A 23,544-nucleotide genomic window follows, 5' to 3' on the forward strand; every position below is an offset into this window, starting at 1 on the left:
CCCTGCGTGTCGACCTGCCCTCGGGCACGGAAGACCCCCGCGACCGCTACCGACGGTCCGGGGGCATGGCCCTCAACCTCACTGGAGTCGAAGACGTGTTGCACCGTACCGCCCGCCTCGTCGAGCCGCTGCTGCGGCTCCTGTGGCCCGCCTCCGGGCGCCATCGGCACCGGAACCGGCACCGCGCCGGGGGAGCGGCGCGGCCCACCCCCGCGCCGCCCGCCCCCGTCACACCCGGTCGCCGCCCCTCCCCGCACGAGGCCCTCCTCGACGGCGAGGACTCCCGGCTCGTCCGCCCCTACCTCCTCGCCCACGAACGACGTGTGCGGGCTGGGCAGCGGCCCGCCCGCCGCCGGACCCTCTGGCTCGCCGTGCACGGCATCGACGTAGGGCCGCGGCACCTCCACGGTGTCGATGTCGGCTCGCGCCGGCCCCGGGGGAACGAGGTGGCTGCCGCGTGATCTACGAGAGCCACGACGCCGCCGCCCCCACGGCCGGCCGGCCCCGCCTCCTCCCCTGGTCCAACCTCGACGGCAACCCCTGCCACCTCGTCACCGACGACACCGGTACCGGCCGTCTCTCGCGCCTCGCCGACGACGTCGAGGCCGTCCAGCTCGGCATGGCCGACGACCTTCTCGGACACGCCGTCGACCTCCTGGGCGACGGCAAGTCCACCGCACCCCAACTCCGCTACCTCGCCGCATGCCTGGTCGAGGCGCTGCACGACGTGCACCGCATCGCCCGCAGCAGGGGAGCGCGTCTTCCCCAGCCTCACGGCGAGGGGAGGAGCCGCGACTCCGTCCCGCAAGAGGGCTCCGGCGTCTGACCCGCCCGCCTCCGCTCCCGAGCGGGCGGCTGTACCGACGGGAGACCATCGCCCACGAACCGGCCCACGTGAGGGTGTCCGGGTACCGGGAGCGCGCGCTTCCGGCGGCTGCCGCGGAGGGCACCGCCCGGGTGTGTGGAGCGGCGGGCGGGCCGCGACGAGCCGGGGCGGCGGCTCTGGACGGGCGATGTCCGCCAGGCGGGGCCGGGCTCCCTCCGCGCGGGAGGGAGCCCGGCCGCAGTAGTGCCTACCAGATCGCCGTGACCCACTCCGGGTGGTCGACGAACGGGTTGCGGTTGTGCTGGTAGGAGTCGTGGATGACCTGGTTGCGGCGCTGCTCGAAGGCGTCCGGCGGGTCCTCGGCGCTCCACTTCTTCAGCACGTCCAGCTTGCCGATGAAGGGCTTGCTGCCGTTGCCGACGCTGCCGTTGACCTCCAGGTCGGGCCAGCCGTCGTCGCCCTCGTAGCGGACCGCCATGTAGAAGATCATGCGGGCCACGTCCCCCTTGACGGCGTCGCGGGGTTCGAAGGAGTCGGAGTCGCCGAGGCTGCCGCCGCCGCCCGGGACGGGGGTGCCGCCGTTGTCGAAGTCCTTGTTGCCGCGCGAGCTGTTGACCTGGACGTCCGCGGGCCGCAGGTGGTGCAGGTCGGTGCCGGGGCCGGTGGCGGTGCCGAAGTCGCCGTGGGACTTGGCCCACACGTGCTCGCGGTTCCAGTCGCCGGTGTTGCCGCCGTTGCGCGATTTGGCGCGCGAGTCGCCGGAGTACAGCAGGATCACGTTGGCGCTGTTGCCGGGGTCCTGGTCGGTGTCCTTGAGCGCGTCCCAGACGGCGGCGTAGGAGAGCTTGGTCTGGTCGCTGATGATCGTGTGGAGGGCGGCCTTCAGGTCGTCGCCGGTCTTGCCGACGGCGTCCTTGTAGTACGTCGCGTCGTAGTCCGTCGTGACGGGTGGGGCCGCCGTGATCGGCGTGGCCGCGGGGGCCTTCGGCGCCTGCGGGGCCGCCACGGCCGGTGCGGCGGGTGGTGTCGGTGGTGCCGGTGTGGCGGTGGCCGGGGCCGCGGTCAGGGAGGGGGCGGCGAGGCCCGCCAGGACGGCGGCCGTGGCGAGGGCCACCGCCCTCCGGCGCCGGATGCGTATCGCGAGCATGTGGGGTGTCCGATCTACGCGGGTTGACAGTGCGTCGATCGTGGCATGCACATGCGGTGCGTCAGGTGGACACCGCGTGACGATGACGTGACAAAACGCCAGGCCCGGTGAACGGAGGGGACGTCGGGCCGCCGGGGCGGGGGAGGCGGCCGAGCCCCGGGAGGCGGCCGGGGACCGGTGCGCCGGGACCCGGCTCCTCGGGTCCAGGAGGGTGACCGGACCGGTCACCCGTTCCCCGGAAGCCCGGCCCGGCGCGCCCGCCCGCTCCCGCTCACCGGCCCCGGGACATCCGCCGCCGGGCCCGGCCCCCGCGGCCCCCGGCAGGCCCCCTGCCGTCGGCGCCGGGCGGGGCGTGGACCGGTCCGGGCGGCTGCGCCGGCCTCCTGCGTACGTCCGGTCCGGTGAGGTGTCGCCACCGAGGGTGACGGCGGGATGAAAAGCCGCCGCGTCCGTGTTGGGGCAACCGGAAGATCAGGGACGATCGGAGGGCACCGGCGTGGTAGCGCAACCGGGATGGGTACGGCGGCTGGCGGGCTACGCCTGGCGAAACCCCAAGGACGTCGTCCTCGCCCTCGGCGCCTCCCTGGCCGGCATGGCCGTCATGGCCCTGGTCCCCCTGATCACCAAGGTGATCATCGACGACGTGATCGGCGGCGACCGCTCCATGGCCGTCTGGGCCGGACTGCTCGGCGCCGCCGCCGCGGCCGTCTACGTCCTCACGTACATCCGCCGCTACTACGGCGGCCGGCTCGCCCTCGACGTCCAGCACGACCTGCGCACCGACATGTACGGGACGATCACCCGGCTCGACGGACGGCGGCAGGACGAGCTGTCCACCGGGCAGGTCGTCGGGCGGGCCACCAGCGACCTCCAGCTCATCCAGGGCCTGCTCTTCATGCTCCCGATGACCATCGGGAACGTCCTGCTGTTCCTCATCTCCCTGGTGATCATGGCGTGGCTCTCCCCGCCGCTCACCCTCGTCGCCCTCGGCGTCGCCCCCGCCCTGTGGTTCATCGCCCGCCGCAGCCGCTCCCGCCTGCACCCCGCCACCTGGTACGCCCAGGCCCAGGCAGCCGCCGTCGCCGGCGTGGTCGACGGCTCGGTCAGCGGCGTGCGGGTGGTCAAGGGCTTCGGCCAGGAGGAGCAGGAGACCGGCAAGCTCCGCGCGGTCGGCCGGCGGCTCTTCGCGGGACGGCTGCGCACCATCCGCCTGAACTCCGCCTACACCCCCGCCCTCCAGGCCGTGCCCGCCCTCGGCCAGGTCGCCATGCTCGCCCTCGGCGGCTGGCTGGCCGTGCGCGGCCACATCACCCTCGGCACCTTCGTCGCCTTCTCCACCTACCTCGCCCAGCTCGTCGGCCCGGTCCGGATGCTCGCCATGGTCCTCACCGTCGGCCAGCAGGCCCGCGCGAGCACCGAACGCGTCCTGGAACTGATCGACACCGAGCCGACCCTGGCCGACGGCGCCCGGGACCTGCCCGCCGACGCGCCCGCCACCGTCGAGTTCGACGACGTCTCCTTCGGCTACGACCCCGGCCGGCCCGTCGTCGACGGCCTCTCCTTCGAGATCCGGGCGGGCGAGACCCTCGCCGTCGTCGGCGCCTCCGGCTCCGGCAAGTCCACCCTCTCCCTGCTCCTGCCGCGCTTCTACGACGCCACCCACGGCGCCGTCCTGGTCGGCGGCCACGACGTGCGCGAACTGACCCTGGACTCGCTGCGCGCCGCCATCGGCCTCGTCCCGGAGGACTCCTTCCTCTTCTCCGACACCGTGCGCGCCAACATCGCCTACGGCCGCCCCGGAGCGAGCGACGAGGAGGTCGAGGCCGCCGCCCGCGCCGCCCAGGCGCACGACTTCATCACCGGCCTGCCCGAGGGCTACGCCACCACCGTCGGCGAACACGGCCTCACCCTCTCCGGCGGGCAGCGCCAGCGCGTCGCGCTCGCCCGCGCCCTCCTCACCGACCCCCGCCTGCTCGTCCTCGACGACGCCACCTCCGCCGTCGACGCCCGCGTCGAGCACGAGATCCACGAGGCGCTGCGCCAGGTCATGCGGGGCCGCACCACGCTGCTCATCGCGCACCGCCGCTCCACCCTGAACCTTGCCGACCGCATCGCCGTCCTCGACCACGGCCGCCTCGCCGACCTCGGCACCCACGAGGAGCTTCAGGAGCGCTGCGCCCTCTACCGGAGCCTGCTCACCGACCCCGACGAACTCGGCGGCGTCTCCCCGGGCCACGTCCCGCCCGCCGCGGCCCGCGAGGACGCCCGCACGGAGGCGCCCCCGCTCGCCCGCGTCGAGGAGTGGGGGAGCGGCGCGGCGGACGCCGGGTACGACGCCGAGCGCGGGATCACCCCCCGGCTGTGGACCGGCGACCGGGAGCCGCGCGACCCCGCCCTCGACGGCACCCCGGCCACCCCCGAACTCCTCGCCCAGGTGGCGGCCCTGCCCCCGGCGGCCGACACCCCGGACGTCGACGAGGAACGGGCGATGCGCGCGGAGGAGTCGTACGGGCTGCGCAGGCTGCTGCGCGGCTTCCGCACCCCGCTGCTGTTCTGCCTCGCGCTGGTCGCCGTCGACGCGGGGATGGGCCTGCTGCTGCCGGTGCTGATCCGGCACGGCATCGACCAGGGCGTCAGCCGGCTCGCGCTCGGCGCGGTGTGGGCGGCGGCCCTGCTCGGGCTGCTCGCCGTGCTCGCCCAGTGGGCCGCGCAGACCGGCGAGATCCGGATGACCGGCCGGACCGGTGAACGCGTCCTGTACTCGCTGCGCCTGAAGATCTTCGCCCAGCTCCAACGGCTCGGCCTCGACTACTACGAGCGCGAGCTGACCGGCCGGATCATGACCCGGATGACGACGGACGTGGACGCGCTGTCGACGTTCCTCCAGACGGGCCTGGTCACCGCCTTCGTCTCGGTCGTCACCTTCTTCGGCATCATGGTCGCCCTGCTCGTGATCGACGTGCAGCTCGCGCTGGTCGTCTTCGCCACGCTGCCGCCGCTGATCGTCGCCACCTACTTCTTCCGCCGGGCCAGCGTGAAGGCGTACGAACTCGCCCGGGAGCGGGTCTCCGGGGTCAACGCCGACCTCCAGGAGTCCGTGGCGGGGCTGCGCATCGTGCAGGCGTTCCGCCGCGAGGACGAGGGGCGGCGGCGCTTCGCCGAGCGCAGCGACGGCTACCGGCGGGCCCGCATCCGCGGCCAGTGGCTGATCTCGGTGTACTTCCCGTTCGTGCAGCTCCTCTCCTCGGGCGCCGCGGCGGCCGTGCTGATCGTGGGCGGCGGCCGGGTCGAGGCGGCGACCCTGACCACCGGCGCGCTGGTGGCGTACCTGCTCTACATCGACCTGTTCTTCGCGCCGGTACAGCAGCTCTCCCAGGTCTTCGACGGCTACCAGCAGGCGTCCGTCTCGCTGCGCCGCATCCAGGAACTGCTGCGCGAGCCCGCCTCCACCCGGCCGCCGGAGCGGCCCGTCGAGGTCGGCGCGCTGCGCGGCGAGATCGCCTTCGAGGACGTCAGCTTCGCCTACGGCGACGGGGAGGAGGCACTCACCGGGATCGACCTGCGCATCCCGGCCGGGCAGACCGTCGCCTTCGTCGGCGAGACCGGCGCCGGCAAGTCCACCCTGGTCAAGCTGGTCGCCCGCTTCTACGACCCGACCGGCGGCCGGGTCACCGCCGACGGGCGGGACCTGCGCGACCTCGACCTGACCGGGTACCGGCACCGGCTGGGCGTCGTCCCGCAGGAGACGTACCTCTTCCCCGGCACCGTCCGGGACGCCATCGCCTACGGGCGCCCCGGGGCCACCGACGCCGAGGTCGAGGCGGCGGCGCGCGCGGTCGGCGCCCACGAGATGATCGCCGGGCTCACCGGCGGCTACCTCCACGAGGTCGCCGAACGGGGCCGCAACCTCTCCGCCGGGCAGCGCCAGCTCATCGCGCTGGCCCGCGCCGAACTGGTCGACCCCGACGTGCTGTTGCTCGACGAGGCCACCGCCGCCCTGGACCTGGCCACCGAGGCGCAGGTCAACCTGGCCACCGACCGTCTCGCCGGCCGCCGGACCACGCTGGTGGTGGCCCACCGGCTCACCACCGCCGCCCGCGCCGACCGGGTCGTGGTCATGGACCGGGGCCGGGTCGCGGAGGACGGCACGCACGACGAACTCCTCGCGCTCGACGGCCGGTACGCGCGGCTGTGGCGCACGTTCACCGGCGCGGCCGGACCCGAGGAGCCGGTGGGCGCCGTCCGCTGACCGCCCGCCGGCCTCCCGCACGGATTCGCGCAACCGTACGACCCGCGCCGGCGTCCGTACCTCCGTACGCCGGGGAGTGCCGTCCGGCGGTGTGCCGTCGTGCGGAGGGGTGGTGCCCGGTGGGTGAGGGCGAGGGGGCGCGCGGGCGTCCGGTGCGCGCCGCGGCGGTGCTGCCGGCGGCCGGACTGCTCGTGGCCGGGCTGCTCGTGGCGGGGCTGCCGCATCCGGCGGGGGCCGCCGGGGACTGCCCCGGCCGGCGGGTGCGCACGCTGTCCTTCGCCACCGGCTCGGTCCGGGTCCACCAGCACGGCCGCCACCTGTGCGCGGTCACCGTCCCGTACGGGCGCGGCCCCGCGGGGACCGTCACCGTCGGCGTGCAGGCCCGCGGCGGCCGGCCGGTGGTGGCGACCCGCCACACCGCCCGCCGGGCGGGCCCGGTGACGGTGTACGCCGGGCGGCGCTGGGTGCGGGTGTGGGGCGCCGTGGACCGCGGATCGGCCGCATCCGGCTGGTTCCGCCGCTGACCCCCCGTCCGGCGGGCGCCGCCGACTTCTTCCGGGCAATTCCCCATGTCCCCTGGTGCGCGGGTGAGTTGCTCGGATACGTTCCGCCGGACGTCCGTTACCCAGGGGAGAACGCATGCGCAAGGCGCTCAGATGGCTGCTGGCGCTGGTGGTGCTCATCGGCACCGTCGGCACGGCCGGGACGGCCACCGCCGCCCCGCCGGAGGCCACCGGCACCGACATCAAGGACCGGCTCCTGTCCATCCCGGGCATGAGCCTGATCGAGGAGAAGCCGTACACCGGCTACCGCTTCTTCGTCCTGAACTACACCCAGCCGGTCGACCACCGGCACCCGGCCAAGGGCACGTTCCAGCAGCGGATCACCGTGCTGCACAAGGACGTGAGCCGTCCGACGGTCTTCTACACCGGCGGCTACGGCGTCTCCACCTCGCCCGGCCGCCGGGAGCCGACGCAGATCGTCGACGGCAACCAGGTCTCCATGGAGTACCGCTTCTTCACCCCGTCCCGGCCCTCGCCGGCCGACTGGTCGAAGCTGGACATCTGGCAGGCCGCCAGCGACCAGCACCGCATCTTCACCGCCCTCAAGCCGCTCTACACCAAGAACTGGATCGCCACGGGCGGCTCCAAGGGCGGCATGACCGCCACGTACTACGAGCGGTTCTACCCCCGTGACATGGACGGCGTGGTCGCCTACGTCGCCCCCAACGACGTGGTGAACAAGGAGGACTCCGCCTACGACCGCTTCTTCGCCCGCGTCGGCACCAAGGAGTGCCGCGACCGGCTGAACGCCGTCCAGCGCGAGGCGCTGGTGCGCAGGGCCCCGCTGGCGAAGCGCTACGCCGCCGAGGCCGCCGCCAACGGCTACACCTTCACCACCATCGGCAGCCTGGACCGGGCCTACGAGGCCGTCGTCCTCGACTACGTGTGGGGCTTCTGGCAGTACGGCACCCTCGCCGAATGCGCCACCATCCCGGCCGACGCCCGCACCGCCACCGACGACGAGATCTGGACCTCGGTCGACACGATCTCCGGCTTCTCCTTCTACACCGACCAGGGCCTGGAGCCGTACACGCCGTACTACTACCAGGCGGGCACCCAGCTCGGCGCCCCCACGATCCAGTTCCCGCACATCGAGAGGAAGTACGTGCGCTACGGCTACCAGCCGCCGCGCAACTTCGTGCCCCGCTCGATCCCGATGACCTTCCAGCCCTGGGCCATGCGGGACGTGGACACCTGGGTCCGGCACAACGCCCGCCAGATGCTCTTCGTCTACGGCGAGAACGACCCGTGGGGCGCCGAACCCTTCCGCCTCGGCGCCGGGGCGCGCGACTCCTACGTCTTCACCGCCCCCGGCATGAACCACGGCGCCAACGTCGCCGGGCTGGTGCCGGCGCAGAAGGCCCTCGCCACCGCGCGCATCCTCGACTGGGCGGGCGTCGCCCCCGCCGCCGTCCAGGAGAACCCGGCCGCGGCCAAGCCGCTCGCCGCGTTCGACGCCACGCTCGACCGGCGGGACGTGGAGCGCGAGCCGATGCTGCGGCCGTGACCCCCGGGCGCCCCGGCCCCCTCGCGGGGCGCGGGGCGCCTGCCGCGCCCGGCCGCCGGTGACCGCCTCACAGCGGCCGGGCGCACCCCACCGGGCGGTCGCCGCCCAGGTGGACGAAGAGCGCGGTCCCCGCCGGGCAGTCGTCGCGCGCGGCGACCGCGTCGCTCACCCGGTAGCGCGGCGCGTGCTCGGCGCCGCCGTCGCAGGCGGTCTCGCGGGCCGTGCCCGCGGCGGCCTCGTACACGCAGTCCCCGACGATGGTGCGCGGACCGCCCCCGCGGCCCGGGTCGCCCGGGTGCGGCGGCTGGAGCGACCGCATGCACGCGTAGCCCCGCGCCGGCCCGTCCTCGCTCACGTGCAGCACGAAATCGGTGGTGGCCGGGCACAGGGGGCCGTCCCCGGCCGCCGTGTCGTACCGGGCCACCACCCGCGCCGCCGCCCGCTCGCCGGCGCACGACACCTCGCGCACGCCGACCGTCCCGAAGGAACCGCACTCGCCGACCGCGAGGAACACCGCCCCGAACCCGGACGGGGCGACGGACGCCCCGGCCGGCGCCGGCCGCCCGGCCCCGCCCGCCGGGGACTGGCACCCCGTCAGCAGGGCGCCGCCCAGCGCCGCCAGCGCGCCCAGCGCCGCCACCGACCCTCGTCCACGCATCGCCGCCCCCGGTTCCCCGACCAGCGTGACCCGCGGCCGAGGGCGCGCGCCAGTGGCGCGGGAGGCTTCGCGCGGGGCGGTGGAGGCGCCCGGGGCGCACGGCGCCGGCCGCGCTACGCCCGGTAGCGCAGCCCGTGCCCGACGGGGAGGAGCACCGCCGTCGGGTCGTCCGCCCGCGCCACCGGCACCGGCAGCCGCCCGCGCGGCCCGGTCCGTCCGGCGAGGACCCGGGCCGCGGCCCGCACCTCGACGTCCGTCCAGGAGTAGGTGGCGAGGACCGCGGGGACGCCGTCGAGGTGGGCCGCGTCGTACGGATCGCGGACGGCGACGGCGACCACCGGGGTGCCCGTGGCCAGGAGCCGCCGGACCAGGGTCTGCTGGGCGCTGCCGGCGGTGACGTTGTAGGTGAGGACCACCACCGCGTCGGCCTCCCCGGCCGCCGCCACCGCCCGCTCGGTCAGCGCGGCGGAGGGGGCGGTGCCGGTGGACAGGGCGGTGGCGGTGAAGCCCAGCTCCGTCAGCGCCCGCGCGAGGACCGCGGTGGGCGGGCCCGTGGTGCCGGAGGGCGAGGCGGGGTCGGCGCCGGCGACCAGCAGCCGCGGGGTACGCCGCCGGGAGAGCGGCAGCAGCCCGTCCTCGTTGACGAGCAGGGTGGTGGTCCGCTCGGCGATCCGGTCGGCCGCGGCCAGGTGCCCCCGGGTGCCGACGGTGCGGTCGACGTCCTTCCGGGTGGTGTACGCGTCCTCGAACAGACCCAGCCTCGCCTTCAGCCGCAGCACCCGCAGGACCGATTCGTCGAGCCGGGACTCCGTCAGCTCGCCGCCCCGCACGGCCGCCAGCACCGCGTTCCAGGCGAGGTCCAGGTCGGGCGGGTTGAGGAGCTGGTCGACCCCGGCCTTCAGCGCCAGCACCGGCACCCGCTCGTCGCCGTACTTGGTGCGCACGCCCTCCATGGCGAGCGAGTCGGTGACCACGACCCCGTCGTAGCCCAGCTCCTCGCGCAGGATGCCGGTGACGATGGGGCGGGAGAGGGTCGCCGGGTCGCCGGAGGCGTCCAGCGCCGGGACCATCAGGTGGGCGGTCATCAGGGAGTCGATGCCCGCCTCGATCGCCGCGCGGAACGGCGGCGCGTCCAGCGCCTCCCACTCGGCGCGGCTGTGCGTGATGACGGGCAGGCCGGTGTGGCTGTCGGTGGCCGTGTCGCCGTGCCCGGGGAAGTGCTTGGCGCAGGCGGCGACCCCGGACCGCTGGTAGCCCGTCACCTCGGCGGCCACCAGCTCCGCCACCGGACCGGGCTCGGAGCCGAAGGACCGTACGCCGATCACCGGGTTGGCCGGGTTCACGTTCACGTCGGCGACCGGGGCGTAGTCCTGCCGGATGCCCAGCGCGCGCAGTTCGGCCCCGGCGATCCGGCCCGCCTCGCGCGCGTCGGAACGGGAGCCGCCGGCGCCGACGGCCATCGCGCCCGGCAGCAGGGTGGCCGGGGCGCCGACCCGGGCCACGATGCCGTGCTCCTGGTCGGTGGAGACGAGCACCGGCAGCCCGCGCGGCAGGGAGAGGGAGGCCCGCTGGATGCCGTTGGACAGCTCGGCGATCTGGTGCGGGTCACGGGTGTTGTGCGCCCAGGTGAAGTAGATGATGCCGCCGACCCGGTAGCGGGCGAGCAGTTCGGCGGCGGAACGGACGCCGATCTCCCGCAGGTTGGCCTCGACGTCGGCCTGGTCGGGGTCGGTGGCGGAGTGGCCGTAGACCCGCATGACGAAGAGCTGGCCGACCTTCTCCTCCGGCGTCATGCGGGCGACGAGGGCGCGCAGCCGGCGGTCGTCGGGTGCCCGGCCCTCGGCCCGCGCGGTGCCACCGGCGGCGAGGGCCGCGCCGGCGCCCGCGGTGGCGGCGAGGAGGGTGCGGCGGGACGGCTGTGCGGTGCGTGACGTGCTGCTTCGAGGCACGTGCGCTCCTTCCGGAGTGATCCGCTGGAGTCCCCGGGGACGGGGTGAAGGAAACTTCCGAGAAAACAGCAGTATCCGGGAAGTTTCTGCCAGTCAAGGGAACGCACACGCCGACGGGCGGGTCCACGAGCGGCCCGGGACCCGGGCGTTGCTCCCGCAGGCCGGTGTACGGGAGGGCCGCCGCCGGCGCGGGGAGGGGCGCGCGTCGACGGCGGCGGGCCCGCCGGGCGCGGGCGGTGGAGAGGGAGGCCGCGACCGGCGGCCGGCACCGCGCCGCTCACTCCTCCGGCGGCCCGTGCCTGTGACGGGCCCGCGCCCCGAAGGGTTCCCGCGCCGGGCGCGGCCCGCCGCCCTCGAGGCCGGCGGGGCGGACGCGCCGAGGCGGCCGGCCCGCGGTCCCGCGGCGCCCGCACGGCCCGCGCGGGCGCCGGACGAGGTCCGGCCCCCGAGGGCCCGCCCGGTGCCCGAGCCGCACCGGTCCCGGGCACCCTCAGAAGAACACCCCGCACCGCAGCAGCACGTTCGCGTACGGCCGGGCCTCGCCGGTGCGCACCACCAGCCGCGCCCCCGCCGACAGCTCCTTCAGCCGCGCGTGCGGGACCAGGCCGAGGGCGGGGAGGCGGGCGTCGAGCAGGGCGGCGACCTCCGGGTTGGCCTCCCGGGCCTCGGCCGCCGCGGTCCCGCCCTCCACCACCAGCTCCGCCAGCAGCCCGTCGAGCACCTCGGCGAAGGACGGCACCCCCGGGCGGAAGGCCAGGTCGACCAGGTACGGGCCGTCCGGCACCGGCATCCCGGCGTCGCACACCAGCACCCGGTCCCCGTGGCCCAGCGCGGCCAGCGCGCCGCTCAGCCGGCGGTTGAGCACCCCGCCGCGCTTCACAGCGCGTCGACCTCGGCCGCCGTCGGGTACGACACCTGCGCGCCGGGCCGGGTGACGGCCGCCGCGCCGACCCGGGCCGCGTAGGCCGCCGCCTCGGCGAGGGAGGCGCCCGTGCCCAGCCGCCAGCCGAGCGCCGCGGTGAAGGCGTCCCCGGCCCCGGTCGTGTCGACCGCCTCCACCCGCACCGACGGCACCCGGGCCTCGCCCTCGGCCGAGGCCACCAGGGCCCCTTCGGCGCCGAGCGTGACGACGACGGAGCGCGGCCCGGTCGCCAGCAGCGCCCGCGCCCAGTCCTCGGGCCGCTCGCCGGCCTCCCGGTCGCCCAGGATGACCCTGGCCTCGTGCTCGTTGACGATCAGCGGGTCGCAGACGGCCAGCACCTCCGGCGGAAGCGGCTGCGGCGGGGACGGGTTGAGGACGAGGCGGCTGCCGGGCCCGAGGCACCGGGCCACCTCGACGACGGTCTCCAGCGGGATCTCCAACTGGGTCGAGACCACCCGCGCGCCGTGCACGAGGTGCCGGGCCGCGCGCACGTCCCCGGGGGTCAGCCGGCCGTTGGCGCCCGGCGAGACGACGATGCTGTTGTCGCCGGACGGGTCGACGGTGATCAGGGCCACGCCGGTCGGCGCCCCGCCGACCAGCACCCCGGAGGTGTCCACCCCGGCCGCCCGCTGCGAGTCCAGCAGCAGCCGGCCGTGGTCGTCGTCGCCGACCCGGGCCAGCAGCGCCGTACGGGCGCCGAGGCGGGCGGCGGCCACCGCCTGGTTGGCGCCCTTGCCGCCCGGGTGGACGACGAGGTCGGTGCCGAGCACCGTCTCGCCGGCGCCCGGCCGCCGCCGGACGCCGATCACCAGGTCGGCGTTGGCCGAGCCGACGACCAGCAGGTCGTAGTCGTGCATCGTTCTCTCCCGCATCTCCGCCCGTACCCGCGTACCGGCCGTGCTTTCCTGATGTCCCGGACCGGTACGGGCCGCTCCGCCGTCGCGTACCGGCCCGTACCGTCCTGTCGTCGTCCGCCGCGCCCGGTCAGCCGTCGAAACCGGCCACGTTCTCGCGGGTGACCACCTTCACCGGCACCTTCACCGTCGCCTCGGTGTCCCTGCCCTCGGCGGCGCGCAGCGCGTTGCGCACGGCGATCCTGCCGAGTTCCTTCGGCTGCTGGGCGACCGACGCGAACAGGGTCCCCGACTCGACCGCCTTCAGCCCGTCCGGCGTGCCGTCGAAGCCGACGACCTGCACCGACGTCCCGGCCTTCGCGCCGAGCGCCTTGATCGCGCCGAGCGCCATCTCGTCGTTCTCCGCGAAGACGCCCCGCACGTCGGGGTGGGCCTGCAACAGGTTCGTCATCACGTCCAGGCCCTTGGTGCGGTCGAAGTCCGCGGGCTGCTTGGCGACGACCCGGATGCCCGGGTAGTCCTTCAGCCCCTGGGCGAAGCCCGCCCCGCGCTCCCGGCTCGCCGAGGTGCCCGGCTGGCCCTGCAGGATGACGATCGTGCCCTTGCCGCCGAGCTTCTCGGCGAGGGCCCTTGCGCCGAGCGCGCCGCCCTCGACGTTGTCGGAGGCGACCAGGGCGGCCGTGTCGGCCTTGTCCACGCCGCGGTCGACGGCGATGACCGGGATGCCCGCCTTGTTGGCGCCGCGCACGGCCGGGCCGGCCGCGTCGGAGTCGACCGGGTTCACGATGATCGAGGAGAGGCTGCCGCTGGTGAAGTTCTGCACCTGGTTGGCCTGTTGCGAGGCGTCGTTCTGCGCGTCCGTGACCGTCAGGTCCACGCCCAGCTTCTTCGCCTCCTCCTGCGCCCCCGCCCGGATCTGGACGAAGAACGGGTTGTTGAGCGTCGACAGGGACAGGCCCACGCGCTGCGAGGAGGCCGCGGGCGAACCGCCGTGCAGCAGCGAGGTCGCGCCGACCACCGCCACGGCGACGACCGCCGCGATCAGATAGGTGACCGCCTGCCTGCCCCTGCCGCCCCCGCCGGAGGCCCCGGCCGCGGGGACGGTCGCCCCCGCCTTGCGCCGCAGCGTGTCCAGCAGCACCGCCAGCGCGATCACCACGCCGATGACGACCTGCTGCCAGAAGGCGGAGACCGAGAGCAGGTTGAGGCCGTTGCGCAGCACCGCGAGGATCAGCGCGCCGACCAGCGTGCCCGACGCCTTGCCGGTGCCGCCGGCCAGGGAGGCGCCGCCGATGACGACGGCGGCGATGGCGTCCAGCTCGTAGCCCTGCGCGGCCTGCGGCTGCGCGGAGGAGAGCCGGGCCGCGAGCACGATGCCCGCGGCGGCGGCGAACAGCCCGGAGAAGGCGTAGACGGCGAGCTTCTGCCGGTTGACCCGCAGGCCGGACAGGCGCGCGGCCTCCTCGTTGCCGCCGATCGCGTACATCGAGCGGCCGATGTAGGTGCGGCCGAGCACGAAGGCGGTGAGCAGGCCCATGACGACCATCACCAGCACGGGCACCGGGAGCCAGCCGCCGAGCGTGTCGCCCAGGTGGGAGACCGAGTCGGGGAAGGCGATCGGCGACCCCTGCGAGATCACCAGGGACAGGCCGCGGCCCACCGACAGCATGGCGAGCGTCGCGATGAACGGCGGCAGCTTCCCGTACGAGATCAGGAAACCGTTGACCAGGCCGCACCCGACGCCCGTCAGGACGGCCAGCACCACCGCGAGCGCGACCGGCACCCCGGCCTCGGTGGCGCTCCAGGCCAGGACGGTCGCCGACAGCGCGGCGACCGAGCCGACCGACAGGTCGATGCCGGCCGAGACGATGACGAAGGTGACGCCGAAGGCGAGGATCGCGGTCACGGCCGCCTGCACGCCGACGTTGAGCAGGTTGTCGGCGGTCAGGAAGTCCCCGGACAGCGCCGACATGGCGACGACCAGGACGATCAGCGCGGTCAGCGCGCCGTTGTCGAGCAGCAGGCGGCGCAGGCCCGAGGCGCCCCGCGCGCCCGGCTTGCCCGTGAGCGTGTCAGTGGCCACGGTCGGCCTCCGTTCCGGTGGTGGGGGTGGATACGGCGAGCGCCATCACGGCGTCCTGGGTGGCCTGGCCGGCGGGCAGTTCGCCCGCGATCCGGCCCTGGGCCATCACCAGCACCCGGTCGCTCATGCCGAGCACCTCGGGCAGGTCGCTGGAGATCATCAGGACGGCGGCGCCCTGGGCGGTCAGCTCGTTGACCAACTGGTAGATCTCGACCTTGGCGCCGACGTCGATCCCGCGCGTCGGCTCGTCGAGGATCAGCACGCGGGTGTCGGCGAGGAGCCACTTGCCGATGACGACCTTCTGCTGGTTGCCGCCGGACAGGGTGCGCACGTGCTGGCCGAGGCCCGCCATCCGCACGCCGAGCTGCCCGGCGATCCGGGCCGCCGCCTCGTGCTGGCCCCGCAGGTCCACGACGCCGGCCCGGGAGGCCGAGCGGAGCGTGACCAGGCCGAGGTTCTCCGCCACGGAGGCGTCCAGCACCAGGCCCTGGCCCTTGCGGTCCTCGGGGACCAGGCCGATGCCGGCGGCCATGGCGGCGGTCACGTCGTGCCCGCGCAGCCGGGTGCCGGCGACGCTCACCGCGCCCCGGTCGTAGGGGTCCGCGCCGAAGACCGCCCGGACCACCTCCGTGCGCCCGGCGCCGACCAGCCCGGCGATGCCGACGACCTCGCCGGCGCGCACCTCGAAGCCGACGTCGTGGAAGACGCCGTCGCGGGTCAGGCCCTCGACCCGCAGCAGCGCCTCGCCGGTCTCCGGCCGCTCGCGCGGGTACTGCTGCGCGATGGAGCGGCCGACCATCAGCCGGACAAGTTCGTCCTCGGGCGTGTCGGCCGGGACCTGGCCGACGCTGCGGCCGTCGCGGATCACCGTGACCCGGTCGCCGAGCGCGGCGATCTCCTCCAGGTGGTGGGTGATGAAGACGATGCCGACGCCGTCCTCGCGCAGCCGCCGCACGATGGCGAAGAGCCGTTCGACCTCCTCGGAGGTGAGCACGGCGGTCGGCTCGTCCATGATGAGCACCCGCGCGTCCAGGCTGAGCGCCTTGGCGATCTCCACCATCTGGAGCCGGGCGATGCCCAGTTCCCGCACCCGGGCCCGCGGGGAAACGTTCACTCCGACGCGTTCCAGCAGGACGGCCGCGTCGGCCTCCATCCGCTTGCGGTCGATCATGCCGAGGCGGCGCGGCTGGCGGCCCAGGAAGATGTTCTCGGCGACCGTCAGGTCGGGGACGAGGTTGAACTCCTGGTAGATGGTGGCGATCCCGAGGCGTTCGGCGTCCTGGGCGCCCTGGACGCGCACCTCCTCGCCGCCGGCCAGGATGCGGCCCGCGTCGGGCGTGTAGGCGCCGGAGAGCATCTTGATGAGCGTGCTCTTGCCGGCGCCGTTCTCGCCGAGGAGCACGTGCACCTCGCCCCGGCGCAGGTCGAAGTCGACGCTGTCGAGCGCGACCACGCCGGGGAACGTCTTGCGGATGCCCTCGATGCGCAGCAACTCGTCCGGGCTGCTCACGGCGTACTCCTTCGTACGGGGGACGGGGACTGTGCGGGGTCCGGCTCGCCGCAGGAGCGGCGGGGGACCAGCCGGGCCGGCAGGGTCACGGACGCCCCGGGCCGGCCCTCGATGCGGTCGACCAGCGCGCGCACCGCGGCCCGGCCCAGTTCGCCGGTGGGCTGGGCGATGGCGGTGATCGGCGGGTCGGTGTGCACGAACCAGCGGATGTCGTCGAACGCGGCCAGCGCGATGTCGTCCGGCACCCGCAGCCCGCGGGCCCGGATCGCGTCCAGCGCGCCGAGCGCCATCAGGTTGTCGGCGGCGAAGACCACCTCGGGCGGCTCGGGCAGGGCGAGGAAGCCCTCGGTGACCCGCCGCCCGCTGCCCGCCTGGAAGTCGCCCTGGCCGATGTACGCCCCGGGCAGCGGGAGCCCGTGGGCGCCGAGCGCCTCCCGGAAGGCGTCCACGCGTTCGCGGCCGGTGGTGGTCGCGGCGGGCCCGGCGATGATGGCGAGGCGGCGGTGGCCGAGCGCGTGCAGGTGGGTCACGAGGTCCCGCACGGCCGCCCGCCCGTCCGAGCGGACCACGGGCACGTCCACGCCGGGCAGCCAGCGGTCGACGAAGACCATCGGCGTGCCCGCGCGCACGGCGTCGAGCATGCCGGGGGAGCCGCCGTCGGTGGGGGAGACCAGCAGCCCGTCGATGCGGCGGTCGAGCAGGGTCGCCACGTGGTGGTCCTGGAGGTCGGGCCGCTCGTCGGCGTTGCCGATGATCACGCTGTACCCGAGGGCGCGGGCCTCCTCCTCGACGGAACGGGCCAGTTCGGCGAAGTACGGGTTCAGCACGTCGCTGATGACCAGGCCGAGGGTGCGGGTCTGGTGGGTGCGCAGCGAGCGGGCGACGGCGTTGGGGCGGTAGCCGAGCGCCTCGACGGCGGCGAGCACGCGGGCGCGCGCGGCGGCGCTGACGGACGGGTGGCCGTTGAGCGCGCGCGAGACCGTCGCGACGGACACGCCGGCCTCGGCGGCGACGTCCTTGATGCTCGCCATCGCCGTTCCACCTCCTCGTGGAATCGATTACACGAGGGATTGGAAACGATTACACGAGTGCGGGGCAAGACCTTGGAGGGCCCCGAGACCGAATCGTGATACGGGGAGGGTGGGGGCGCGCCGGGCGGTGGCGGAGGCGTCACGGAGGGCGGTGGGGCCGTCGCGGACGGTGACGGGTCCTTCGTGGGCGGTGGCGGTCGGCTCGGGTTCTCGGCGCCCCTGTGAGCATTCTTCTCCCGCCGTATGAGCAGATGATGACAGCCGCCGGCGGGGGCCGAACCCGTTGCTCTAATGCGGTCATGGACAACGAACGGAAGACCTTCACCACCCACCGCCGATTCCCCTCTCCCCGCCGGACGCTGACCGCCGCGACGGCCGCGGTCCTCCTCGGGGCGACCCTCCTCGCCTGCGGCGGCGGGGAAGGCGAGGACACCCGCTCAGAGGGTCAGGCAGACAGGACGGCCGCGAGCGAGCCCGCCGGGAGCGGCGGCGAGGTCAGGCTTCTGTGGGCGGGGGACTCCATCGCCGGCGCCCAGGCCCCGGCCCTCGGCGCCGCTTTGGAAGCCGCCGGGGTGAAGTTCCGGAACGCCGCCTCCGACGGCGGCGGCACGATCGTCGCGGGCGGCGACGAGATCACCAAGAAGATCTCCGGCGACACGTGGAAGACTCTGCGGAAGCAGATCGAGTCGTTCAAACCCACCGTGATCGCCTACCAGATCACCACCTACGACTGGGGCACGGCGGAGCAGCAGCGCGAGGCCTACGGCACACTCGTGAGCACCGCCGAGGAGACCGGAGCCAAGGCCGTGTTCGTCTCGGCTCCCCCGGTCGAGATCGACGACTTCTACCGCCCCCACGAGAAGCAGATGAAGACCGCCCCCGAGTCGGCCGCCGAGACCGCCGAAGCCCACGCGGACAAGGCCCTGTTCGTGGACTCCGGGCCCTTGTGGGGCGAGGACGCCTCAGCACCGAAGGCCCAACGGGCGGCCGACGGCATCCACAACTGCCAGCAGGGCGCGGCCGCCTTCGCGAACTGGTTCGTCAGGATACTGGGGGACGAGGAGGGCTTCACCCCGGCGGAGCCGGGCGCCTGGGCGACCGGCGAATGGACCGATGACAAGCGGTTCGCTCAGCTCGGCTGCGAGAGCTGAGATGGCGCACGCGGCACCGGTCTCGCCGGGCCGGGCGGCTCAGGTGGCCGGCGGGCGCCGGCCGCACGTCGACGCCCTGGACGGGCTGCGCGGGGCCGCCGTCGCCGCCGTCCTGCTCTTCCACGCCGGTCTCCTCGACGGCGGGTTCCTCGGCGTCGACCTGTTCTTCGCTCTGTCCGGGTTCCTCATCACCGCAATCCTGCTCGGCACCGCACAGGGCGAAGGGCGCGTCCCGCTGGTGCGGTTCTGGACGCGCCGCGCGCGGCGGCTGCTGCCTGCCCTGGTCTGCCTGGTGGCGGTCGTGCTGCCGGCGATCTGGGCGTGGGGGACCACGGCCCAGTCGCGGTTCGCCTCCCAGGACGCGCCCTGGGTGGCCATCCAGGCGGTGAACTGGCACTACGTCGCCGAGCAGGTCGGCTACTGGCAGGCGTCCGGCAGCCGCGTCTTCGCCCATCTGTGGAGCATCGGGGTGGAGTGGCAGTTCTACCTGGTGTGGCCGTTGGTGGTGGCGGCGGCCGCCAGGTTCCGCAACGCGCAGCACATCGTGCTGGCGGTGGCGGGAGCCGGTGCCCTCGTCTCGCTCGCCCTGATGCTCCAACTCGGCGCGGCCGTGGACACCACCCGCGCCTATGAGGGCACGGACACCCGGGCGGCGGCGCTGCTGCTGGGAGCCGCGGCGGCCACCGAGCCCGTACGACGCCGGGCACGCCGGGTGCCCGGCCGGGTGGCTGACGCGGTCTGCGCAGCGCTGCTGCTGGGACTGGGCGTCTCCTGGGCGCTCACCAAGGGGGAGGAGGCGCCTTCGCTGTTCCAGGGCGGTCTCTTCGTCCACTCCCTGGCCGCCACCGCGCTGATCGTGCTGCTGGCACAGGCCCCACCGGGCCGGGTTGCGGCACTGGCCGGAAACCGCGTTCCGGTGTGGCTAGGCGAGGTCTCCTACAGTCTGTACCTGTGGCACTGGCCCGTCTACCTCCTGCTGCTCCCCCGTCTCACCGTCCTGGGCGAGTGGGGCGGCGCGGCGGTGGCGATCGCGGTGTCCCTGGTGCTCGCCGAGGCCTCGCGCCGATTCGTGGAGGCCCCGGTGCGGTTCCGCTCCGGGTGGGCCCGCGGCCGGCGCGGGCCCGTGGCGGTGGCCGCTCTGGCGGTCGGGGCGATCACGCTGTGGGCGCTCCTTCCGGAGCCGGTCCCGGGAGAGGCCACCGTGGACGTCACACAGTTGACCTGAGCCGACAGGTACGGTGGGCGACCGCCGCACCGCTGGAGAAAGTGCTGCCCATGACCCGTGTCCTGCTGATCGAGGACGATCCCGCCGTACGCCGGGGTATCGTCCTCGGCCTGTCCCGCAACGGTCACGAGACGGAGGGCGCGGGCACGGGAGAGGACGGCCTGGAAGCCCTGGCGCACTTCCGGCCCGACCTCGTGCTGCTGGATCTCATGTTGCCGGGGATGAACGGGCTGGAGGTCTGCGCCCGCATCCGGGCGGCCGGGCGGATCCCGGTCATCATCCTGTCCGCACGCGGCGACGACATCGACGTCGTCGTCGGCTTGGAGGCGGGGGCGGACGACTACATCATCAAGCCCGCCGGCACGGCGCTGATCGAGGCGCGGATGCGCGCCGTGCTGCGCCGGGTCGCCCCGCGCCAGGCCGACGCCCCCACCGGAGCGAGTGTCTTCGGCGACCTGGAGATCGACCGGCAGGCGCTGATCGTCCGCAAGGAAGGAACAGAGCTGTCCCTGGCGCCCTCGGAGCTGAAACTGCTGCTGTTCCTGAGCGCGTCGCCCGAGCAGACGTTCAGCCGCCAGCAGTTGCTGGAGGACGTCTGGGAACACTCCTATTACGGCGACGTCCGTCTCGTCGACGCCTGCGTGATGCGGCTGCGCGCCAGGATCGAGAAGAGCGCCCGGCAGCCGGTCTACGTGCAGACCGTACGGGGCTTCGGCTACCGGTTCGGGCCGCTGCCATCGTGAGGCTCGGCTTCCCCCAGGGGCTGCGGACGCGCCTGATCATCGCGTTCATCCTCGTCGCGGCGCTCAGCTCGCTGCTCACCGCCACCCTCACCTTCCGCCAGGCGCGCGGCACGATCGTGGAACGGGCGCAGGACGACGCGGTGCGCGACCTGCGCCGGCACGTCAGCTCCCTGGCGCCGAACCTGCCGTCCGAACCCGGCGGAGACGATCTGCGCTCCTTCGTCCGCCAACTGGACCAGGCGGGCGGCCCACGGCGCTGGCGGACGGCCGCCACCTTCGCGGGCGCTGCCGCGGTGGGGGCCCCCGACGCCGCCACCGCGTCGCTGCGCCGGGCGACGCGGGACGGGTCGCGCGCCTACGTCGAACGCACCGACTCCCGAAGCCCCCGGCTCCATATCGCCATGCCCGTCGGCCACACCACGCCCGACCAGGGCCGGGGCGAGGACCCGGACGTGCCACCGGAGCTCATCGTGTACGCCGTCATGCCGCTGGACGGCGAGCAGGCCGACGTGTCCGCGCTCATCACCGCGGCCTGGGCGGGTGCGGCACCGGCCCTGCTGATCGCCCTGCTCCCCGCCCTGTTGTCGGCCCGCCAAGTGCTGCGCCCGGTGCGCAGGCTCCGCGTCGCGGCGGAGAAACTCACGTCCGGGGCGCTGGAGACCCGCTCCGCGGTCGTCGGGGGCGACGAACTGGCCGATCTCGCCGTCACGTTCAACACGATGGCGGCCACCCTGGAGAGGGACGCGGCGGAGCTCCGGCAACTGGAAACCCATGCCCGGCGCTTCGCCGCCGATCTCTCCCACGAACTGCGGACGCCGCTGGCGGCCATGGTCGCGGTGACCGGCGTACTGGACACCGAGGCCGAGTCCGGGGGCCTGCCCGCAGACGCGGCCGAGGCGCTGCGCCTGGTGAGCGACGAGACCAGGAGACTGGCCGCCACCGTAGAGGACCTGATGGAGGTCTCCCGCTTCGACGCGGGGGCGGCCACGCTCACGACGGACGACACCGATCTGCGGACCCTCGTCGGCAAAACGCTCCAGCTACGCGGCTGGGAGGACTCCTCCCAGGTCGTCTGCGAGCTACCGCAGAGCGATGTCCGGGTCCGTGTCGACCCGCGTCGTTTCGACGTGGTCCTCGCCAACCTCGTCGGCAACGGCCTGCGGCACGGCGCCCCGCCCGTCACCGTGCGGGCCACCGTCTCCGGGCGGGCGCTGACGATAGAGGTGGGCGACCACGGCCCAGGCATCCCGCCCGACCTCCTCCCCCACGTGTTCGACCGCTTCCACAAGGGCGATCCGGCCCGGGTCCGGTCCACGGGCAGTGGCCTGGGGCTGGCGATCGCGTCGGAGAACGTGCGCCTGCACGACGGTTCCCTCACCGCCGTCAACCTCCCCGGCGGCGGAGCGGTGTTCACCGTGATCCTCCCGCATGCGCGACCGGACGGAGACGTGTCGTGACCAGGGTCCGGGGCCTCCTGACGCCTCTTCTGTTGGCCGTGCTGACGGGTTGGGGAGCCGCGGGGTGCGGGCTCGGCTCCACCGGGCCCGTCCCGGCCGGCGTCCCCGCTTCCGGGTTCCAGGGGGAACGGGACGGTACGTCGGTCCGCCTCTACTTCGTCGGCAGGGACGGCGTGCAGGCCGCCTCCCGGCCCGCCGCCACCGCCCCCGGCCCTCAGGCCGCCCTGGACCTTCTGGCGCGCGGCCCGGACGAGGCGGAGCGGGCCCGCGGGCTGACGACCGAGGTGACCGCGGACGAGGACCGCCTCGCCGCCGAGGCGGCTGAAGGCGCGGTCGAACTGCGCCTGGCCGAGTCCGTGGCCACGATGCAAGGCCTGGGGGGCCTCGGCCTCACCCAGATCATCTGCACAGTGGCCAACGCCGACGTACCCGGCGGCGGACGGCCGACCGAGGTGGATGTCCGCGTCTACGAGCCCGGGACCGACGATCCATGGATCGTCCGGTGCGACGCAGCGGGCTCCGTGGTGCCCCGGCGTCCCTGACCGGCGCCGGGCCGGGCGGGCCGGACCGACGGCCCCCCGTACGGCTTACGAAGCGGCGCGGTGCGGAGGCCCTCGGCCGCGTCGCCCGGGCGGCGCAGGCGGGCCGCGCGGCCTCTTCCGCCCCGCGCCACCGCCCTCCCGGAGTCCGGCACCGACAGCCGCTTCGTCCGGACCGGAACCTGCGGGCCGTCGTAGCCGTACTCCGCGCACCAGCCCGGCCAGGAGAGCACTGCCGAGCACTGCCGCCCGGCGGGCGTTCCTCGACCCCCGTGTCCTCACCGGTGGCGGTGGCGGGCCACCACCTCGTCGATCGCGGGCGCGAGGAAGGCCCGGGTCAGCTCGGCCCGCCGGTCCGGCCGGAGCGCCGGGGCACCGGAGGGCGCGGGGTGCCCGTAGCGGCGCCGCCGGATGTCGTCGACCACCTCGCCGGGGGCGCCCATTGTGGTCAGCACGCCGAGCGCCTCGGCCTTGGTGATCAGCCGCCCGCTCTCCAGGGTCACGCTCGCCCGCGCCAGGGTGAGCAGCCCGAGGTCCACCCACACGTCCCGCAGCCACCGCTCCGGACGGCCGAGGGCGGGCCGCCAGAAGGAGCACAGGTCCTCGACGACGAACTCGGCGAGCCGCCGGTCGTCCACGGGCGGTACGAACGCCGAGGGCGGTGGCCCGTACAGCACCCGGCCGAACCGGTGCAGCTCGACGCGGGTCACCGCGGTCACCGGCCGGCGCAGCAACTCCCCGTGCGCCCAGGTGGGATGCTCCCGCCCGAGATCGTCCCAGGTGCCGGCCGCCACGTAGGCGCAGTGCACCGCGGACGCCGACGGGAACTCCTCGGCGATCCCCCGGTGCACCGCGACGACCCGTTCCTCCACGGCGCCGGTGAGGGGCCGTTCGGTCGCGGCGACCAGGTCGAGGTCGCTGACGCCCGGCCGGTGGTCGCCGCCGGCCCACGAGCCGTGCGCCCACACGGCCACCACCGCCGGCACCCCCCGGAGCCCCTCGGCGAACCGCTCCACCACCTGCCGCGTGACGTCGTCTGTCATGCGGTCAGTCTTCCTTGTGCGCGGAGCGGTCCGCCAGGCCTCCGCCGCTGCCACGGCCAGGCCCGGCACCGGTGCCCCGGCGGCGCC

19 protein-coding genes and 1 pseudogene are annotated in these 23,544 nt (G+C 74.8%); 10 read left to right on the plus strand and 10 right to left on the minus strand.

Annotation, left to right across the window (positions count from 1 at the left end):
• The first annotated feature begins 95 nt into the window (after positions 1-95).
• Positions 96-461 carry a hypothetical protein gene (locus VM636_RS19885; protein ID WP_051821166.1) on the plus strand — a complete coding sequence of 122 codons (366 nt, stop codon included), beginning with the start codon at positions 96-98 and terminating at the stop codon, positions 459-461.
• Positions 458-826 carry a hypothetical protein gene (locus VM636_RS19890; RefSeq protein WP_030418166.1) on the plus strand — a complete coding sequence of 123 codons (369 nt, stop codon included), beginning with the start codon at positions 458-460 and terminating at the stop codon, positions 824-826. Before VM636_RS19885 ends, VM636_RS19890 begins: the two co-directional genes overlap by 4 nt.
• 247 nt (positions 827-1,073) lie before the next feature.
• Here VM636_RS19890 and VM636_RS19895 read toward each other — a convergent pair whose 3' ends face one another.
• Positions 1,074-1,973 carry an endonuclease gene (locus VM636_RS19895; protein ID WP_030418167.1) on the minus strand — a complete coding sequence of 300 codons (900 nt, stop codon included), beginning with the start codon at positions 1,971-1,973 and terminating at the stop codon, positions 1,074-1,076.
• A gap of 496 nt (positions 1,974-2,469) precedes the next feature.
• Between VM636_RS19895 and VM636_RS19900 the strand changes: the two genes are divergently transcribed.
• The 3 genes from VM636_RS19900 (at position 2,470) to VM636_RS19910 (ending at position 8,292) form a co-directional block, all read left to right on the plus strand.
• On the plus strand, positions 2,470-6,222 hold the full coding sequence (locus tag VM636_RS19900; protein WP_030418168.1) for an ABC transporter ATP-binding protein: 3,753 nt from the start codon (positions 2,470-2,472) through the stop codon (positions 6,220-6,222).
• A gap of 119 nt (positions 6,223-6,341) precedes the next feature.
• Positions 6,342-6,746, plus strand: a complete 405-nt coding sequence (locus VM636_RS19905; protein ID WP_234312500.1) for a hypothetical protein — start codon at positions 6,342-6,344, stop codon at positions 6,744-6,746.
• Positions 6,747-6,861: 115 nt separating this feature from the next.
• Entirely contained in the window at positions 6,862-8,292 is a 1,431-nt protein-coding gene (locus VM636_RS19910) for a S28 family serine protease (protein ID WP_030418170.1), read from the plus strand.
• 67 nt (positions 8,293-8,359) lie between these two features.
• On the opposite strand, the gene VM636_RS19915 is transcribed toward VM636_RS19910, so the two are convergent.
• From VM636_RS19915 to VM636_RS19945, 7 genes are all read right to left on the minus strand, one after another.
• Positions 8,360-8,950, minus strand: a complete 591-nt coding sequence (locus VM636_RS19915; protein ID WP_051821160.1) for a hypothetical protein — start codon at positions 8,948-8,950, stop codon at positions 8,360-8,362.
• 113 nt (positions 8,951-9,063) lie between these two features.
• Entirely contained in the window at positions 9,064-10,899 is a 1,836-nt protein-coding gene (locus VM636_RS19920; protein ID WP_030418172.1) for a glycoside hydrolase family 3 protein, read from the minus strand.
• A gap of 490 nt (positions 10,900-11,389) precedes the next feature.
• Complete coding sequence (rbsD, locus tag VM636_RS19925) at positions 11,390-11,779, minus strand: D-ribose pyranase (protein ID WP_030418173.1); 390 nt, start codon at positions 11,777-11,779, stop codon at positions 11,390-11,392.
• A complete protein-coding gene (locus tag VM636_RS19930) occupies positions 11,776-12,678 on the minus strand; it encodes a ribokinase (RefSeq protein WP_030418174.1) in 903 nt (300 codons plus the stop codon). The genes rbsD and VM636_RS19930 overlap by 4 nt, the downstream gene beginning before the upstream one ends.
• A 127-nt stretch (positions 12,679-12,805) precedes the next feature.
• Complete coding sequence (locus VM636_RS19935) at positions 12,806-14,758, minus strand: substrate-binding domain-containing protein (protein WP_338485251.1); 1,953 nt, start codon at positions 14,756-14,758, stop codon at positions 12,806-12,808.
• Positions 14,748-16,268, minus strand: a complete 1,521-nt coding sequence (locus VM636_RS19940; RefSeq protein WP_030418176.1) for a sugar ABC transporter ATP-binding protein — start codon at positions 16,266-16,268, stop codon at positions 14,748-14,750. Before VM636_RS19940 ends, VM636_RS19935 begins: the two co-directional genes overlap by 11 nt.
• Entirely contained in the window at positions 16,265-17,299 is a 1,035-nt protein-coding gene (locus VM636_RS19945) for a LacI family DNA-binding transcriptional regulator (RefSeq protein WP_030418177.1), read from the minus strand. The genes VM636_RS19940 and VM636_RS19945 overlap by 4 nt, the downstream gene beginning before the upstream one ends.
• A 299-nt stretch (positions 17,300-17,598) precedes the next feature.
• On the opposite strand from VM636_RS19945, the gene VM636_RS19950 reads away from it, so the two are divergent.
• From VM636_RS19950 to VM636_RS19970, 5 genes are read left to right on the plus strand one after another with little or no spacing between them, the layout of a single operon-like run.
• Complete coding sequence (locus tag VM636_RS19950; RefSeq protein WP_338485252.1) at positions 17,599-18,450, plus strand: SGNH hydrolase domain-containing protein; 852 nt, start codon at positions 17,599-17,601, stop codon at positions 18,448-18,450.
• A 1-nt stretch (position 18,451) separates the two neighbouring features.
• On the plus strand, positions 18,452-19,675 hold the full coding sequence (locus VM636_RS19955; protein WP_338485253.1) for an acyltransferase: 1,224 nt from the start codon (positions 18,452-18,454) through the stop codon (positions 19,673-19,675).
• A 50-nt stretch (positions 19,676-19,725) separates the two neighbouring features.
• Positions 19,726-20,418 carry a response regulator transcription factor gene (locus VM636_RS19960; RefSeq protein WP_030418180.1) on the plus strand — a complete coding sequence of 231 codons (693 nt, stop codon included), beginning with the start codon at positions 19,726-19,728 and terminating at the stop codon, positions 20,416-20,418.
• Positions 20,415-21,875, plus strand: a complete 1,461-nt coding sequence (locus VM636_RS19965; protein WP_030418181.1) for a HAMP domain-containing sensor histidine kinase — start codon at positions 20,415-20,417, stop codon at positions 21,873-21,875. Before VM636_RS19960 ends, VM636_RS19965 begins: the two co-directional genes overlap by 4 nt.
• Complete coding sequence (locus tag VM636_RS19970) at positions 21,872-22,417, plus strand: hypothetical protein (protein ID WP_338485254.1); 546 nt, start codon at positions 21,872-21,874, stop codon at positions 22,415-22,417. Before VM636_RS19965 ends, VM636_RS19970 begins: the two co-directional genes overlap by 4 nt.
• A gap of 140 nt (positions 22,418-22,557) precedes the next feature.
• Here VM636_RS19970 and VM636_RS19975 read toward each other — a convergent pair.
• A pseudogene (locus tag VM636_RS19975) lies at positions 22,558-22,662 on the minus strand (integrase/recombinase); the annotation flags it as partial.
• A 30-nt stretch (positions 22,663-22,692) separates the two neighbouring features.
• Positions 22,693-23,457, minus strand: a complete 765-nt coding sequence (locus VM636_RS19980) for a nucleotidyltransferase domain-containing protein (protein ID WP_078962710.1) — start codon at positions 23,455-23,457, stop codon at positions 22,693-22,695.
• Between the last annotated feature and the right edge of the window lie 87 nt (positions 23,458-23,544).

Source organism: Streptomyces sp. SCSIO 75703, assembly GCF_036607905.1.
Lineage (GTDB): Bacteria > Actinomycetota > Actinomycetes > Streptomycetales > Streptomycetaceae > Streptomyces.

Coding starts and splice junctions, on each gene's coding strand:
- VM636_RS19955 (WP_338485253.1), top strand. CDS start 18,452: ATGGCGCACGCGGCACCGGTCTCGCCGGGCCGGGCGGCTCAGGTGGCC.
- VM636_RS19960 (WP_030418180.1), top strand. CDS start 19,726: ATGACCCGTGTCCTGCTGATCGAGGACGATCCCGCCGTACGCCGGGGT.
- VM636_RS19930 (WP_030418174.1), bottom strand. CDS start 12,678: ATGCACGACTACGACCTGCTGGTCGTCGGCTCGGCCAACGCCGACCTG.
- VM636_RS19980 (WP_078962710.1), bottom strand. CDS start 23,457: ATGACAGACGACGTCACGCGGCAGGTGGTGGAGCGGTTCGCCGAGGGG.
- VM636_RS19945 (WP_030418177.1), bottom strand. CDS start 17,299: ATGGCGAGCATCAAGGACGTCGCCGCCGAGGCCGGCGTGTCCGTCGCG.
- VM636_RS19915 (WP_051821160.1), bottom strand. CDS start 8,950: ATGCGTGGACGAGGGTCGGTGGCGGCGCTGGGCGCGCTGGCGGCGCTG.
- VM636_RS19950 (WP_338485252.1), top strand. CDS start 17,599: ATGGACAACGAACGGAAGACCTTCACCACCCACCGCCGATTCCCCTCT.
- VM636_RS19910 (WP_030418170.1), top strand. CDS start 6,862: ATGCGCAAGGCGCTCAGATGGCTGCTGGCGCTGGTGGTGCTCATCGGC.
- VM636_RS19895 (WP_030418167.1), bottom strand. CDS start 1,973: ATGCTCGCGATACGCATCCGGCGCCGGAGGGCGGTGGCCCTCGCCACG.